At 62.6% G+C, this 15,088-nt stretch carries 14 protein-coding genes and 1 tRNA gene; 3 read left to right on the forward strand and 12 right to left on the reverse strand.

All coding sequences use genetic code 11. From position 1 onward, the window contains the following. Positions 1 to 18 precede the first annotated feature (18 nt). From PW947_RS20050 to PW947_RS20090, 9 genes are all read right to left on the reverse strand, one after another. Positions 19 to 498 (reverse strand): NADH-quinone oxidoreductase subunit B, encoded by a 480-nt coding sequence (locus tag PW947_RS20050; protein ID WP_006052903.1) that lies wholly within the window; start codon positions 496 to 498, stop codon positions 19 to 21. A gap of 62 nt (positions 499 to 560) precedes the next feature. Beyond that, entirely contained in the window at positions 561 to 920 is a 360-nt protein-coding gene (locus tag PW947_RS20055) for an NADH-quinone oxidoreductase subunit A (RefSeq protein ID WP_299634117.1), read from the reverse strand. 159 nt (positions 921 to 1,079) lie between these two features. Further along, positions 1,080 to 1,164, reverse strand: a tRNA-Leu gene (locus PW947_RS20060). A gap of 113 nt (positions 1,165 to 1,277) precedes the next feature. Next, positions 1,278 to 1,655 carry a preprotein translocase subunit SecG gene (secG, locus tag PW947_RS20065; RefSeq protein WP_299634118.1) on the reverse strand — a complete coding sequence of 126 codons (378 nt, stop codon included), beginning with the start codon at positions 1,653 to 1,655 and terminating at the stop codon, positions 1,278 to 1,280. 95 nt (positions 1,656 to 1,750) lie between these two features. Continuing rightward, entirely contained in the window at positions 1,751 to 2,530 is a 780-nt protein-coding gene (gene tpiA / locus PW947_RS20070; protein ID WP_299634119.1) for a triose-phosphate isomerase, read from the reverse strand. Positions 2,531 to 2,653: 123 nt separating this feature from the next. Next, positions 2,654 to 3,670 (reverse strand): NAD(P)H-quinone oxidoreductase, encoded by a 1,017-nt coding sequence (locus PW947_RS20075; protein ID WP_299634120.1) that lies wholly within the window; start codon positions 3,668 to 3,670, stop codon positions 2,654 to 2,656. Between the two features lie 133 nt (positions 3,671 to 3,803). Next, positions 3,804 to 5,948, reverse strand: coding sequence for a polyribonucleotide nucleotidyltransferase (pnp, locus tag PW947_RS20080; protein WP_299634122.1), 2,145 nt, complete (start codon positions 5,946 to 5,948; stop codon positions 3,804 to 3,806). A 324-nt stretch (positions 5,949 to 6,272) separates the two neighbouring features. Further along, positions 6,273 to 6,545, reverse strand: a complete 273-nt coding sequence (gene rpsO, locus PW947_RS20085; RefSeq protein ID WP_025496081.1) for a 30S ribosomal protein S15 — start codon at positions 6,543 to 6,545, stop codon at positions 6,273 to 6,275. A gap of 258 nt (positions 6,546 to 6,803) precedes the next feature. Next, on the reverse strand, positions 6,804 to 8,039 hold the full coding sequence (locus PW947_RS20090) for a branched-chain amino acid ABC transporter substrate-binding protein (protein WP_299634580.1): 1,236 nt from the start codon (positions 8,037 to 8,039) through the stop codon (positions 6,804 to 6,806). Positions 8,040 to 8,351: 312 nt separating this feature from the next. Between PW947_RS20090 and PW947_RS20095 the strand changes: the two genes are divergently transcribed. From PW947_RS20095 to PW947_RS20105, 3 genes are all read left to right on the forward strand, one after another. Next, a complete protein-coding gene (locus PW947_RS20095; RefSeq protein ID WP_299634123.1) occupies positions 8,352 to 8,855 on the forward strand; it encodes a hypothetical protein in 504 nt (167 codons plus the stop codon). Positions 8,856 to 9,152: 297 nt separating this feature from the next. Next, positions 9,153 to 9,827, forward strand: a complete 675-nt coding sequence (locus PW947_RS20100) for a carbonic anhydrase (protein WP_299634124.1) — start codon at positions 9,153 to 9,155, stop codon at positions 9,825 to 9,827. Between the two features lie 102 nt (positions 9,828 to 9,929). Then, positions 9,930 to 11,489 (forward strand): SulP family inorganic anion transporter, encoded by a 1,560-nt coding sequence (locus tag PW947_RS20105; protein WP_299634125.1) that lies wholly within the window; start codon positions 9,930 to 9,932, stop codon positions 11,487 to 11,489. 87 nt (positions 11,490 to 11,576) lie between these two features. Here the strand turns inward: PW947_RS20105 and PW947_RS20110 are convergent, their stop codons facing one another. The 3 genes from PW947_RS20110 to PW947_RS20120 all read right to left on the reverse strand — a co-directional run bounded on the left by PW947_RS20110 (position 11,577) and on the right by PW947_RS20120 (position 15,002). After that, positions 11,577 to 13,127 (reverse strand): 2-isopropylmalate synthase, encoded by a 1,551-nt coding sequence (locus tag PW947_RS20110; RefSeq protein ID WP_299634126.1) that lies wholly within the window; start codon positions 13,125 to 13,127, stop codon positions 11,577 to 11,579. A gap of 343 nt (positions 13,128 to 13,470) precedes the next feature. Continuing rightward, the gene (pssA, locus tag PW947_RS20115) at positions 13,471 to 14,343 is read right to left on the reverse strand and encodes a CDP-diacylglycerol--serine O-phosphatidyltransferase (RefSeq protein WP_299634127.1); all 873 of its coding nucleotides are present in this window, start codon (positions 14,341 to 14,343) and stop codon (positions 13,471 to 13,473) included. A gap of 20 nt (positions 14,344 to 14,363) precedes the next feature. Further along, a complete protein-coding gene (locus PW947_RS20120) occupies positions 14,364 to 15,002 on the reverse strand; it encodes a phosphatidylserine decarboxylase (RefSeq protein WP_299634128.1) in 639 nt (212 codons plus the stop codon). Between the last annotated feature and the right edge of the window lie 86 nt (positions 15,003 to 15,088).

Below are 15,088 nucleotides of genomic sequence, written 5' to 3' on the forward strand. Positions count from 1 at the left end.
TGTGGGGGAGGCTGTGCCTTATTGACGGGCGATGGTGTTGGTGCGGCGGATCTTGGCCTGGAGCTGAATCACGCCGTAGACCAGCGCTTCCGCGGTAGGCGGACAACCCGGGACATAGACGTCGACCGGGACGATGCGATCGCAGCCGCGCACTACCGAATACGAGTAGTGATAGTAGCCGCCGCCGTTCGCACAGGAGCCCATCGAGATCACCCAGCGCGGCTCGGCCATCTGGTCGTAGACCTTGCGCAATGCCGGCGCCATCTTGTTGCACAGCGTGCCGGCGACGATCATCACATCCGACTGACGCGGACTGGGACGAAACACAACGCCAAAACGGTCGAGGTCATAACGGGCTGCACCCGCATGCATCATCTCGACCGCGCAACACGCCAGACCGAACGTCATCGGCCACAAGGAACCGGTGCGTGTCCAGTTGATCAGCTTGTCAGCCGTGGTGGTGACAAACCCTTCCTTCAAGACCCCTTCGATACTCATTTGATTTCCACTCCAGACGGGCGACTAGCCATGGCCGCCCATGCAAACCGGCATTGAACACGTCATTCCCAGTCGAGGCCGCCTTTCTTCCAGATATAGGCAAAGCCCAGCAGGAATTCGAGCAGAAAAATCATCATCGCCATGAAACCCGGCCAGCCGATATCGCGCAACGCTACGCCCCACGGGAACAGGAACGCGGTCTCAAGGTCGAAAATGATGAAGAGAATGGCCACGAGGTAATAGCGCACATCGAACTTCATGCGCGCATCTTCGAATGCTTCGAAGCCGCACTCGTAGGGCGCGTTCTTCTCAGTGTCGGGCCTGTTGGGACCGAGGATCTTGCCGATGCCGACCAATGCTACGCCTAAACCGGTTCCGACGAGGAGGAACATCAAGACGGGGAAGTAGGCTGCGAGGTTCAAGGCTGTCCTCAATGGGTTGGTTCTGAGTGCCGTCAGGAGAAGAGCACTCCCAACGCGAATCACTTCGACATGCTAGATATTGCAAGCGTATCGCAAGACAAAATCTACAAGCGAAAATGCCAGCCGAAGCTGAAGCAAGCGGCTGGCATTCGATAACATTGGTGCCGACGGCGAGACTCGAACTCGCACAGCTTTCGCCACTACCCCCTCAAGATAGCGTGTCTACCAATTTCACCACGTCGGCACTGTCTGCAATCCGGGAAATCAACTTGTAAAACCCGCGAATCGCTTCAAGACTTGAATTGTAACCCGGTTATACAGATTGTTCAACGCACAAACGCTATTTTCTCGGAAAATTTACTTAGGTACGTCATTGCCGGTGGCAGGGGTTGCCGATGCCGGCAACGCACCCGACACAGCCGCAGGCGCGGACGCCCCCGATGCCGCCACCGGTGCCGTCGCAACCGCGCCCAGCAAGCCTGCCGACGGTTTCGAGCGATACGCGCCGAGGTAAGTCAGCGCCAAAGTCGTGACGAAAAACACGGCCGCGAGGACAGCCGTGGTACGCGACAAAAAGTTGGCGGAACCGGTCGCGCCAAACAGGCTACCTGATGCACCGCTGCCGAAAGCGGCGCCCATATCGGCACCCTTTCCGTGCTGCAACAACACAAGACCGATAACACCCAGTGCGGACAACAACTGAACGACGATAATCAACGTTTTCAAATACAGCATCACACTCACCTGAGTCTTTATTAACCGTCCGGCACACAGTGCACCGGGACGTAATGGGTCTTCCCCGCTTACCGCTTTACTGCTTCGCGACCTGCTTACTGCACGACGCTTACCGCGCCGGCCGCCTTGCAGATCGCCAGAAAATCCTGGCCTTTCAGCGATGCGCCGCCAATCAGACCGCCGTCGATGTCTTGCTGACGGAACAGTTCTTCCGCATTGTCGGGCTTCACGCTGCCACCGTACAACACCGGCACATCGGCGACATCCGCGTGTTTCGCGGCGAGCCGCGAGCGCAAAAACGCGTGAACGTCCTGCGCCTGCTGCGATGTCGCGCTTTTGCCCGTGCCGATCGCCCAAACTGGCTCGTACGCCACCACGATGCGCGCAGCGTCTTCGACGGACAACGCGGTCAGCACTTCGTCCAGTTGCGAACCGACTACCTGCTCGGTCTCGCCCGACTCGCGCTGTTCCAGCGTTTCACCGACACAGACGATCGGCGTCAAGCCGGCTTCGAGTGCCCGTTGCGTCTTGACCGCGACCAGTCCGGCGCTCTCCGCGTGATACGCGCGACGCTCCGAATGCCCGACGATCGCGAACAGCGAACCGAATTCCGCCGCCATATCAGCAGCCACTTCGCCCGTGAACGCGCCCACCTTGTTCGCGGACACGTCCTGCACGCCCCACGCCACCCGACTGCCGCTCAGCAACGTCTCCGCCTGCGACAGATACGGACACGGCACACACACCCCAACCCGTACGATCTCAGGCAATTCACCGGCACCCTGCGCCACCGCTTCCAGCAACACGGCGTTTTCAGCAAGGCGGCCGTGCATCTTCCAGTTCCCGACTACCAGTTTTGCTCGTTGTTTAGGCATTGTCTCGTCTTGTCATGGCGAGGCCCGAACCGGGCAATTCCGCTGCCCCAAGCCCGAACCACGCGGCGCGCGCAAAACGCGCAATTTTACTGTGTGCGGATGGATCGGGTCAAACCGCCCGTGTCAAGCATCCGCGCCCCAATTCAGCACGATCTTACCGACGTGCGTGCTGCTTTCCATCAGCGTGTGCGCGTCGGCGGCTTGCGCCGCGGGGAACACGCGATGCACGACCGGCTTGATCGTGCCGTCTTCCAGATGCGGCCACACACGCGCTTTCAGTTGCGCAGCCAGCTTCGCCTTGAACTCGACGGGACGCGGACGCAGCGTCGAACCGGTAATTGTCAGGCGACGACGCAAAATCTCGTTCAGGTTGATCTCGGCCTTCGCGCCGCCGAGCATCGCGATCACGACGATCCGCCCGCCGTCGGCCAATGCCGACAGTTCGCGCGCCACGTAGCTGCCGCCCACCATATCCAGGATCACGTCGACGCCGCGATCGTTGGTCAGCGACTTCACGACTTCGACGAAATCTTCCGTCTTGTAGTTGATCGCCCGTTCGGCGCCGAGCGCTTCGCACGCACGGCATTTCTCTTCGGATCCAGCCGTCGCCAGCACGCGATACCCGAGCGCACGCGCGATCTGGATCGCCGTCACGCCGATGCCGCTCGAACCGCCCTGCACCAGCAGCACTTCGTTCGCGCCGCCCTCGCCCGCGCCGAGATGCGCGCGCTCGAACACGTTGCTCCAGACCGTGAAAAACGTTTCCGGCAGCGAAGCCGCTTCGATGTCGGTCAAACCTTTCGGCACCGGCAGACACTGCAGCAACGGCGCCACCGCGTATTCCGCGTAGCCGCCGCCGGCCAGCAGCGCACACACGCGATCGCCGATTTTCAGGCCGAACGGATTGTGCTTCTCGTCGATTGTGCCACCGACAATTTCCCCTGCCACCTCCAGGCCCGGCAAATCCGATGCGCCCGGCGGCGGCGCATAACCGCCCTTGCGCTGGAACACGTCCGGGCGATTGATGCCCGACGCAGCGACCTTGATCAGCACTTCGCCCGCTTTCGGTTCCGGTGTGGGCCGTTCCGCGAGTTTCAATACGTCCGGCGCACCGAACTCGGTGATTTCGATCGCTTTCATCGTCGTCCCCTTCGAGGTTGGATTGGATTGCCCGCGCGTCCGGTCAGACCAGCACACACGGGCAATGCAAACCGACCTGCAAGAAAAACGGCCGGCGCGCATTCACGCAGCCGGCCGTCGTTCAGTCAACGCATTACTGCGGCGTCGGTTCGCCTTGCGGCGCGCCCGATGCGTCGTTCAGCAACGCCTTTGCCGACAGACGCACACGACCCTTTTCGTCCGTCTGGATGACCTTGACCTTCACTTGCTGGCCGTCCTTCAGGTAGTCGTTGATGTCCTTGATACGCTCGTTGGCGATTTCGGAGATGTGCAGCAGACCGTCCTTGCCCGGCAGGATGTTCACGATCGCGCCGAAATCCAGCAGCTTCAGCACGGTGCCTTCGTAGACCTGGCCCACTTCGACTTCCAGCGTGATGTTTTCGATACGCTTCTTCGCTTCGGCCATCCCTTCGCTGCTCGTGCTTGCGATGGTGACGACGCCGTCGTCGGAAATATCGATCGTCGTGCCGGTTTCTTCCGTCAGCGCGCGGATCACCGAACCGCCCTTGCCGATCACGTCACGGATTTTTTCCGGGTTGATCTTGATGGTGATCATGCGCGGTGCGAATTCCGACAGTTCGGTGTTCGCGCCCGACACGGCCGAGGTCATCTTGCTCAGGATATGCAGACGGCCTTCCTTGGCTTGCGCCAACGCGACCTGCATGATTTCCTTCGTGATGCCCTGGATCTTGATGTCCATCTGCAGCGCGGTCACGCCAGCTTCCGTACCTGCAACCTTGAAGTCCATGTCGCCGAGGTGATCTTCGTCGCCGAGGATGTCGGTCAGCACCGCAAACTTGTTGTCCTCGAGGATCAGGCCCATCGCGATGCCGGCGACGTGCGCCTTCATCGGCACGCCAGCGTCCATCAGTGCGAGGCAGCCGCCGCACACCGATGCCATCGACGACGAACCGTTCGATTCCGTGATTTCCGACACGACGCGAATCGAGTAGCCGAATTCGTCGGCGCTCGGCAGGCACGCAGCCAGCGCGCGCTTGGCCAGACGGCCGTGACCGATTTCACGGCGCTTCGGCGAACCGACGCGGCCCGTTTCGCCGGTCGCGAACGGAGGCATGTTGTAGTGGAGCATGAAGCGTTCGCGGTACTCGCCTTCGAGCGCGTCGATGTTCTGCTCGTCGCCCTTCGTGCCCAGCGTCGCGACCACCATGGCTTGTGTTTCGCCACGCGTGAACAGTGCCGAACCGTGCGTACGCGGCAGCACGCCGGTACGGATTTCGATCGGACGGACGGTGCGCGTGTCGCGGCCGTCGATACGCGGTTCGCCGTTCAGGATCTGCGTGCGGACGATCTTCGCTTCGATGTCGAACAGCACGTTGCCGACGGTAGCCTTGTCAGCCGCTGCCGTGCCGCTTGCCGCTGCGTCTTCTTCCAGCTTCGCCGACGTCGCTGCGTAGACTTCCTTCAGCTTGGTCGAACGGGCCTGCTTGTCGCGGATCTGATAAGCGGCGAGCAGGTCGGCTTGCGCCAGTTCCGCCACGCGTGCGATCAGCGGTTCGTTCTTCGCTGCCGGCTTCCAGTCCCATTCCGGCTTGCCGCCTTCGCGAACCAGTTCGTGGATCGCGTCGATCGCGATCTGCATCTGCTCGTGACCGAACACCACGCCGCCGAGCATGATTTCTTCGCTCAGTTGCTGCGCTTCCGATTCCACCATCAGCACCGCGCGTTCCGTACCGGCGACGATCAGGTCGAGCGCCGATTCCTTCATCTGCGGACGCGTCGGGTTCAACACGTATTCGTTGTTGATGTAGGCCACGCGTGCTGCGCCGACAGGGCCGTTGAACGGCAGACCGGACACGGCGAGCGCTGCCGACGCGCCGATCAGCGCGGGAATATCAGCAGGGATTTCCGGGTTCAGCGACAGGACGTGGATCACGACCTGGACTTCGTTATAGAAGCCTTCCGGGAACAGCGGGCGCAGCGGACGGTCGATCAGGCGCGAGGTCAGCGTTTCGCCTTCCGACGGACGGCCTTCGCGACGGAAGAAACCGCCGGGGATCTTGCCTGCTGCGTAGGTCTTTTCGAGGTAATCGACGGTCAGCGGGAAGAAATCCTGACCCGGCTTTGCGGTCTTGGCACCGACCACGGTTGCCAGCACGACGGTGTCTTCAACGTCGACGAGAACCGCACCGCTTGCCTGACGGGCGATTTCACCCGTTTCGAGGCGAACGTTGTGTTGTCCCCATTTGAATTCTTTGACGATCTTATTGAACATGGACATTGTGACTCCTTCACTTTTTCGTTATGCCGCGCAGACCAGAAGCGGCGCGGCAACGCCAGGACCGGCGCCACATGGAAGAGGAGTGTTATGCCATTCCAGCGAGCCACGTCAGCCGGTTGACGTGCGTGACGCGCTGGAATGACACAAAGCTCTGCCCTGCGGCCCGGCCGTGTTGCGGACTGTCCGACGATGGATGTTCCTGCACACCACTGCGAACATCCTGACGGCACGCGTTCACACGAAGCGTACCGTTCAAAAACAAAATGCCTGTATCAGTGGAACTGACACAGGCATCTTGCTGAGAGCGCCTTACTGCGCGCCCAATTACTTACGCAGACCCAGCTTCTCGATCAGTGCGCGGTAACGGTCCGCGTCCTTACCCTTCAGGTAGTCGAGCAGCTTACGACGACGGCTGACCATGCGCAGCAGACCGCGGCGGCTGTGGTGATCCTTCGTGTGGGCCTTGAAGTGAACGGTCAGTTCGTTGATGCGGGTCGTGAGCAGCGCGACCTGAACTTCGGGGGATCCCGTGTCGTTAGCAGCGCGAGCGAATTGCGCTACGACGTCGGATTTCTTGCTTGTTTCAACTGCGGACATATTCATTTCCTTAGGAACTAAACAGGCGGTCACGGAAGAAAGGCCGTGCCGTGGGGTTACGACGAAGGCGGAATTATAGCACAGCGAGTTCGTCCGGCGAACCCTGCTGTCAGGGGCAAGCGCCAACAGTGAGATAAGCGTGCGTCGAAACGCAGCGCCGCGCGTGGTGAAAGGGCGCGATCCGCTCTACCCTTGCCCGGTTCCGGCCCCTACAGGTAGCACTCACGCCGCGCGCCAGCGCCAATCTCTACGCCAACCTCAAGGCCGCTTCATCCGGCAGACGGTCGGCAGCACGGTTTGCGCGGGCGCGAGCGCCAGCACCGTGCGAAAACCGTAGCCGGAGCCCTCGTTGTCGAGGCGCACGCCAGGCGTGCCCGCCTTGTCCATTTCCATCACGTAGAGCGGCTGGATCAACTGATGATCGTCCGCGCGCATCGTGACCGGATGGAAGCCGTTATCGAAGCTCATGCCTTCCAGCGCCTTCGCGACCGCGACCGGTTGCGCACTGCCCGCCTTCGTCATCGCGGCGGCCAGCATCTCGATCATCATCTCCATCCGCAGCACCGGATAGTCGTCCTGCGCGGCCGGGAAACGCGCGCGAAACGCCGCGTACCACGCGTCCGAGCCCGCGCCGCCCACGTTCGGATGCCAGTCGGCGACGGCCACCACGCGCTTCACGCCGGCATCACCGAGCGCGGCCGGCGCGCCGAGGCTGTTGCCGTAGAACGTATAGAACTTCGTGTCGAGGCCCTGCTCGCGCGCCGCCTTGACGAGCAAGGTCAGATCGTTGCCCCAGTTGCCCGTGACGACCGCGTCCGCGCCGCTCTCGCGAATCTTCGCGATATACGGCGCAAAGTCTTTCACACGACCGATCGGATGAAACTCGTCGCCGACCACCGCGATGTCCGGACGCTTGGCCGCGAGCGTCGAGCGCGCAAGGCTGCTGACGTCATGGCCGAAGCTGTAATCCTGGTTCAGCAGGAATACCTTCTTCACCGAGCGGTCGCGCTGGATCACATCCGCGAGCGCGTCCATCCGCATTCCGGCGTGCGCGTCGAAGCGGAAATGCCAGAAGCTGCAACCGGCGTTGGTCAATGCGGGATCGTCGGCGGAGTAGTTGAGGAACAGCGCGCGATTGTCCGGCTCGCGCGCGTTCTGCCGGTCGATCGCGCCGATCAGCGCGGCCGCGACCGCCGAGCTGTTGCCTTGCAGGATGTAGCCGATATGACGGTCGGCGGCGGCGCGCAGTTGCGTCAGCGCTTCCTCGGTGCTGCCCTTGCTGTCGAGCACGACCAGTTCGAGCGGATGCGCGCCGTCGGCCAGCTTCACGCCGCCGTGCGCATTGACCTGCTCGACACCCAGCCGCAGATTGCGCTCGACGGCCGCGCCCGCGTTCGCGAACGGCCCCGACATGCCTTCGATCATCGCGAGCTGGATCGGCGTGCCGGTCGGCGTTGCGGCCGTGGACGCTGCGTCGGCGGTGGCCGCCGTCATCGAAACCGCCGCGATGATCGCCGACGTCACCGTCAGCACCCGCGCCGCGCGCATCATACGAATCCTCATACCGCTCCCGCTTCAATCGATCGAAGCGCGGATCATAGGCCGCGCGACGCACGCCGGGCAAGTGTCGCGCGCGGCTCGCCGCAGCACACGCTGAAGCGTCCACGCGTGCGTGCGCCGGTTCGACGCGCGCCGCCGCTTCGCCGTCCGTCCTGCAAATCTTTTGGCGCTTCGCGTGTCAAAATAAAGGACCTGAAGAACAAGAACCGCGACCGCACCGCGTCAACCCTGCCATCGGAGGCATCCATGTTCACCCGCCTTTCCACCGCGCTCGTCTGCTTCGGCGCCGTGGCGCTCGCCGGCTGCGCGCAACCGTGGCAACAGTTTCAGCCCGGCGCGGACCAGTCCGCCGTGATCTCGAAGTTCGGACCGCCCCGCGAAGTCTACGATCTGCCCGACGGCGGCAAGCGTCTGATGTGGCCCACGCAACCGATGGGCGAAACCACCACCGCCGCCGACGTCGATGGCTCGGGCAAGGTGCAGAGCCTGCGTCAGGTCTTGCAACCGAACGAGTTCTATCGCGCGCAGATCGGCTCGTGGACCCGTAACGACGTGCTCGTGAATTTTGGCCGTCCGGTCGAAACCTCGTACTTTCCGCTGATGAAGCGCGAGGTCTGGACCTACCGGTATCTGGAAGACAATGTCTGGTACATGATGTACAGCTTCTATTTCGACGACTCCGGCGTGTTGCGCCTGACCCAGAAAACGCCCGATCCGCTGCACGATCCGGACCGCCGCAGTTTCTTCTGAGCCGCATCCTGACGGCGTTTGTCGACGCATGACGCTCGATCCGACCTCGACGCCCAAGCCGCTTCCCTGCGGCTTTTTTTATTATTTTTTTTTGCACGAAGGGGAATGATTTATTTTCCTGACGCTCCAATTTTTTCTTGTTAGAAAGGAATTAGTAAGGTTTCGGCATCCAAGCCGCGGCGCGTTGGCCTACAGTCATCTGATCGGCCCCAACGCGTTCGCATCCGTTTCACGTCGTCCGGAACGGCTGTCCGGCCCTACCGCTGCCGACCTTGCCTTTTTTGCGGAGTCTGATCGATGAATCTTCCGAAGCACATGCTGGTCGCCAACGTGGCGTGGGCCGCCGAAACCATGGCGCGCGACCCTCATCTGTTCGAGCAACTCACGCAGGGCCAAAGTCCGAAAGTGCTGTGGCTCGGCTGCTCGGACAGCCGCGTGCCCGCCGAAACCATCACGCATTGCCAGCCGGGCGACCTGTTCGTCCATCGCAACATTGCCAACCTGTTTCAACCCGACGACGACAACGGCGCGAGCGTCCTCGAATACGCGGTGAAGGTGCTGAAAGTGGGCCACGTGATCGTCTGCGGCCATTACGGCTGCGGCGGCGTGCGCGCGGCGCTGCTGCCACCGCCCGACGACCTGCCGCACGTGAAGCGGCGTATCGCGCCGCTGTGCGCGCTGGCCGACCGGCATCGCGCCGATATCGACGCACAGCCCGACGAAACGACGCAAATCAACCGGCTCGCCGAACTCAACGTGCTCGAACAGGTGCGTCAACTGCGCGCCGATCCGATCGTGCGCGACATGTCGCCGGCGCCGCTGGTACACGGCTGGATTTTTTCGCTCGACGACGGCCGCATCAAGGTCCTCGCGTCCGGCTATCCGCAGGACGACACGAACGCGCTGCCAGGCGCCACATCCACCTCGACCGCAGCAGCACCCGACGCTTTAGCCGTTAGCCGAACCGCCTGAGCGCGGTTTTCCAACACCGTGTCAGTCACGCGGGCAGCGATGCCCGCGTGCGGATCCGTTCGCGCTGAATTTCCCGTTCACCCCACTCTATCAACGGACATCATGAACCTACGAGAATCCTTCGCCACGTTTCCGCGTGACCTCGTTGCAGGCACGGTCGTCTTTCTGGTGGCGCTGCCCTTGTGTCTCGGCATCGCCAATGCGTCCGGCGTCGAGCCGTTTGCCGGCCTCGTGTCGGGAATCGTCGGCGGGCTGGTGGTCGCGGCGCTGAGCGGCTCGCGGCTGAGCGTCAGCGGTCCGGCCGCCGGACTCGTCGTGATCGTCGTCGATGGCATCGCGCAACTCGGCAGCTTTTCCGCGTTCCTGCTCGCGGTCCTGCTGTCGGGCGTGATCCAGTTCGGCTTCGGGATGCTGAAGGCCGGGCGTTTCGCGGCGTATATCCCGTCGCCGGTCATCAAAGGCATGCTGGCCGCGATCGGTCTGCTGCTGATCATCAAGCAGTTTCCGCTCGCGCTCGGTCTCGTCGATCCGGCGAATCCGGCCGCCGCGCACGGCAGCGCGTTCACCACGTCGTTCGGTGCCGTCTCGCTCACGGCGATCGCGATCACGCTGCTGTCGCTGGCGATCCTCGCCGGTTGGGAAACGCGTGCGATGCGCCGCTTCGCGCTGGTCCGGGCGTTGCCTGCGCCGCTCGCCGTGGTGTTGCTCGGCATCGGCGCGACCTTGCTGCTCGGCGCGCTCGTGCCGGGCCTCGCGCCTGCCGCCGAACATCGCGTCGCGCTGCCGGCGCTGGGGTCGCTCACGTCGCTGCAAGCCGCGCTCGAATTCGCCGACTTCGGTCCGAACTTCGCGCAGCTGATGAACCCGGACGTCTGGCGCGTGGCGGTGACGCTCGCGATCGTCGCCAGTCTCGAAACGCTGCTGAGTCTCGAAGCGGTCGAGCAGATCGATCCGAAGCGCCGTGCCGCGCCGCCGGACCGCGAACTGAAAGCGCAAGGGGTGGGCAATCTGCTGGCAGGCGTGATCGGCGGTTTGCCGATTACTTCGGTAATCGTGCGCAGTTCGGCGAACGTCCACGCGGGCGCGCAGAGCCGCATGTCCGCGATCGTCCACGGCGCGTTGCTGCTGATCAGCGTGTTTGCATTGACCCGCGTGATCAACCTGATTCCGCTCGCCTGCCTCGCCGCGATCCTGATTTTCACCGGCGTGAAGCTGGCCAAACCGTCGCTGTTCGTGGCGGTGGCGAAGCGCGGCTTCGCGCAGTTCGCACCGTTTATCGTGACGCTGGTCGGCGTGCTCGCGACCGACCTGCTGATCGGCATCGTGCTCGGCATGCTGTGCAGCGTGATGCTGACGCTGTACGCAAATCTGCATCGTCCGGTCGTGCTCGCGCAACACGACGACCACTACCTGCTGTCGTTTCGCAAGGACGTGTCGTTTCTGGGCAAGGTCTCGGTGAAGCATGCGCTGCGGCAGATTCCCGACGGCTCGACCGTGACGATCGATGCATCGCGCGCCGATTTCGTCGATCACGACGTCAGTGAACTGATCGATGGTTTCGTCGCCGATGCGCCGCGCCGCTCGATCTCCGTCGACGTCAAACGCCATGCGCGCGCCGGCGCGGAAAGCGGCTGGAGCTTGCGGCGCGCCGCAGTGGAGTGACGCGCCCCACACTGCGCGATACGAAAAAGCCCTCGCCGCGAATCGCGGCGAGGGCTTCTGATGTGAGCTGGCTGACGACGCGTCGGACTACACGCCTTCGCCTTGCTGCGGGTTCAGCTTCACGTTCGAATGCAGCTTGTTCAACGCCGAGATATACGCCTTCGCCGACGCCGCGACGATATCCGGATCGGTGCCGACGCCGTTGACGATGCGCCCGCTCTTCGACAGCCGCACGGTCACTTCGCCCTGCGCCTGCGTGCCGGTGGTGATCGCATTGACCGAATACAGCAACAGTTCGGAGCCGCTGCCCACTTCGGTTTCGATCGCATTCAGCGTCGCGTCGACGGGACCGTTGCCGCGCGCCTCGCCGGTGACTTCGCGGCCCTCGACGGCGAACACGACCTTCGCGTGCGGCTGTTCGCCCGTCTCCGAATGCTGCGACAGCGACACGAACTTGTAGTGCTCGCGCTGCTGCGCTTCCGCCGATTCCTCGGTGACGATCGACATGATGTCTTCGTCGAAGATCTCCGATTTACGGTCGGCCAGTTCCTTGAAACGCGCGAACGCGGTGTTCAGTTCGCCTTCGCTGTCGAGCGCGACGCCCAGCTCCTGCAGACGCTGTTTGAACGCGTTTCGGCCGGACAGTTTGCCGAGCACGATCTTGTTGGCGGACCAGCCCACGTCTTCGGCGCGCATGATTTCGTAGGTGTCGCGCGCCTTCAGCACGCCATCCTGGTGAATGCCCGACGCGTGCGCAAACGCGTTCGCGCCGACCACTGCCTTGTTCGGCTGCACGACGAAACCGGTGATCTGCGACACGAGTTTCGATGCAGGGACGATCTGCGTGGTATCGATAGCGAGATCGAGGCCGAAGTAGTCCTTGCGCGTTTTCACGGCCATCACGATTTCTTCGAGCGACGTATTGCCCGCCCGCTCACCGAGCCCGTTGATCGTGCATTCGACCTGACGCGCGCCGCCGATCTGCACACCCGCCAGCGAGTTCGCCACCGCCATGCCGAGGTCGTTGTGGCAATGCACCGAGAACACGGCCTTATGCGAATTCGGAATGCGTTCGCGCAGCGTTTTGACGAGTTGCCCGTACAGTTCCGGCACGCCGTAACCGACCGTGTCGGCGATATTGATCGTGGTCGCGCCTTCGGCGATCACCGCTTCGAGCACGCGGCACAGAAAATCCATGTCGGAGCGGCTGCCGTCTTCCGGCGAAAACTCGACGTCGTCCGTGAACTTGCGGGCGAAACGTACCGCCATTTTCGCCTGCTCGAACACCTGGTCGGCGCTCATCCGCAGCTTCTTTTCCATGTGCAACGGCGACGTGGCGATAAACGTGTGAATGCGGAAATGATCGGCGGGTTTGAGGGCATCGGCGGCGCGCTGGATGTCTTTGTCGTTGGCACGCGCGAGCGAGCAGACCGTGCTGTCCTTGATCATCGACGCGATGGTCTGGATCGCATCGAAGTCGCCGTTCGAACTGGCCGCGAACCCCGCTTCGATCACGTCCACCTTCATCCGTTCGAGCTGCTTCGCGATACGGATTTTTTCTTCCTTCGTCATCGAAGCACCGGGCGATTGTTCGCCGTCGCGCAAGGTCGTGTCGAAAATGATGAGTTTGTCTGTCATGGGGACTCCTCGGGGATTCGGTCAAGTTTGCGCCACCGCAGGCGACGCCACACAACTCACGAGGCGGACGGAGGGCAAGACGCTCAGCGCGGATCGACGTCCGCTCGACGCTGTTGAAAAGGCAAGCTGATGCCGTTATTGCGCCGACTATAACGACAATCCCGGCCTCACGCAATTGGCGCAAATCGGCACGCAACGCGCGCCGGCGCGGGTGATTCCGTATAAAAAAAGGCAGCCGCGAGGGCTGCCTTTCTAGCGTTTCCGCGTGGTGATCGACGCGGAAACGGGTGCGGAAATTGATGCGGACTTCAGTGCGAACCTTGCAACCGGCTCGCCGCCGACGTCACCGCTCGCGCTCCACCGAACGCGCCGGATTCGCCCGCCCACGCAGAGCCTGATAGCCCCAGTAGACGTAACCCGACAGGCCGTACAGCACGAACAGGCCGAACAGCATCAACGGCGGATCCGACGACACCAGCACGAACGCGACCACCACCAGCAGCACGCCCGCAAACGGCACGCGATGGCGGACGTCGAGCGCCTTGCCGCTGTAGAACGGCGCATTCGACACCATCGTCACGCCTGCGTAGATGGTCAGCACGAAAGCGACCCACGGCAGCCAGACCAGCTTCAGCGGCACGCGGTTATCGGTGGCGAGCCACACGAAACCGGCGATCAACGCCGCAGCGGCCGGACTCGGCATGCCCTGGAAGAAGCGCTTGTCGACCGAGCCGATGTTCGTATTGAAGCGCGCGAGCCGCAACGCCGCACCCGAACAGTAGACGAAGGCGGCCAGCCAGCCCCAGCGGCCGAGGTCTTTCAGCACCCATTCATACATCACGAGCGCCGGCGCGACGCCGAACGACACCATGTCCGACAGGCTGTCGAACTGCTCGCCGAACGCGCTTTGCGTATGCGTCATGCGCGCGACGCGACCGTCCATGCCGTCGAGCACCATCGCCACGAAAATCGCGATAGCCGCGATCTCGAAGCGCACGTTCATGGCCTGCACGACCGCGAAGAAACCGCAGAACAGCGCGGCCGTGGTGAACGCGTTAGGCAGCAGATAGATGCCGCGCTTGCGCAAAAACTGCTGACGCTGCGCGCGACGGCTTTCGGAGACCGGGCCATCCTGCAACACCGGCTTGTTACGGCGAAACGGGCGCGGCAACGGTCCGCCGCTGTTACGGGGTCGACGCGGTTTGAATGCGGCCATCGAAACCTCCTGTGTGCCGCTTATAGGTCAGCAAGAATCGTGGACGACGCCGAGACCTTCTCGCCGATCGACACGCGCGGACGGCTGCCGACCGGCAGATACACGTCGACCCGCGAACCGAACCGGATAAAGCCGTAACGCTGACCGCGCGTGAGCGGCTCGCCGGCACGCACGTAGCACAGGATGCGGCGCGCGATCAGCCCGGCGATCTGGACCGACGTGACCGTATGACCGCTGGCCATTTCGATCACGACCGCGTTGCGTTCGTTTTCGAGGGAGGCTTTATCTACCGCTGCATTCAGATACGCACCGGGAAAATATTCCACTTTCGAAATCGCACCGTCGACCGGCGAGCGCTGCGAGTGAACGTTGAACACGTTCATGAACACGCTGATCTTCAGCGCTTCGCGGTTCGCATAGGAATCGAAGGTGGTTTCGACGGCGACGATACGGCCGTCAGCCGGGCACAGTACCGCGTTGGCCTGGGTCGGGATGGGACGCGGCGGATCGCGGAAGAACTGCACGACGAAGATCAGGATCAGCCAGAACGGCCATGCAAAACCGAACCCTGCGAAGAGGTGGATCAACAACGCCACGACGGCGGCGATGCCAATGAACGGCCAGCCTTCGCGCGCGATGATCGGATGAGGGTAATTCATGGAGGGCTTCTGTGTTTTTGTAAAACCGTAGCATAGCAAAAGCCGCCCAGAGTTCAGCACTCTGGGCGGCTTTTTGAAAGGGTTCA

This window comes from Paraburkholderia sp., from assembly GCF_028283785.1.
GTDB lineage: Bacteria > Pseudomonadota > Gammaproteobacteria > Burkholderiales > Burkholderiaceae > Paraburkholderia.

What these genes read in the sequence shown, in the direction of transcription:
- PW947_RS20050 (WP_006052903.1), bottom strand. Translation starts at nt 498, where the DNA reads ATGAGTATCGAAGGGGTCTTGAAGGAAGGGTTTGTCACCACCACGGCT.
- PW947_RS20110 (WP_299634126.1), bottom strand. Translation starts at nt 13,127, where the DNA reads ATGACAGACAAACTCATCATTTTCGACACGACCTTGCGCGACGGCGAA.
- PW947_RS20120 (WP_299634128.1), bottom strand. Translation starts at nt 15,002, where the DNA reads ATGAATTACCCTCATCCGATCATCGCGCGCGAAGGCTGGCCGTTCATT.
- pssA (WP_299634127.1), bottom strand. Translation starts at nt 14,343, where the DNA reads ATGGCCGCATTCAAACCGCGTCGACCCCGTAACAGCGGCGGACCGTTG.
- secG (WP_299634118.1), bottom strand. Translation starts at nt 1,655, where the DNA reads ATGCTGTATTTGAAAACGTTGATTATCGTCGTTCAGTTGTTGTCCGCA.
- PW947_RS20090 (WP_299634580.1), bottom strand. Translation starts at nt 8,039, where the DNA reads ATGACGGCGGCCACCGCCGACGCAGCGTCCACGGCCGCAACGCCGACC.
- PW947_RS20075 (WP_299634120.1), bottom strand. Translation starts at nt 3,670, where the DNA reads ATGAAAGCGATCGAAATCACCGAGTTCGGTGCGCCGGACGTATTGAAA.
- PW947_RS20095 (WP_299634123.1), top strand. Translation starts at nt 8,352, where the DNA reads ATGTTCACCCGCCTTTCCACCGCGCTCGTCTGCTTCGGCGCCGTGGCG.
- PW947_RS20105 (WP_299634125.1), top strand. Translation starts at nt 9,930, where the DNA reads ATGAACCTACGAGAATCCTTCGCCACGTTTCCGCGTGACCTCGTTGCA.
- rpsO (WP_025496081.1), bottom strand. Translation starts at nt 6,545, where the DNA reads ATGTCCGCAGTTGAAACAAGCAAGAAATCCGACGTCGTAGCGCAATTC.
- pnp (WP_299634122.1), bottom strand. Translation starts at nt 5,948, where the DNA reads ATGTCCATGTTCAATAAGATCGTCAAAGAATTCAAATGGGGACAACAC.
- tpiA (WP_299634119.1), bottom strand. Translation starts at nt 2,530, where the DNA reads ATGCCTAAACAACGAGCAAAACTGGTAGTCGGGAACTGGAAGATGCAC.
- PW947_RS20100 (WP_299634124.1), top strand. Translation starts at nt 9,153, where the DNA reads ATGAATCTTCCGAAGCACATGCTGGTCGCCAACGTGGCGTGGGCCGCC.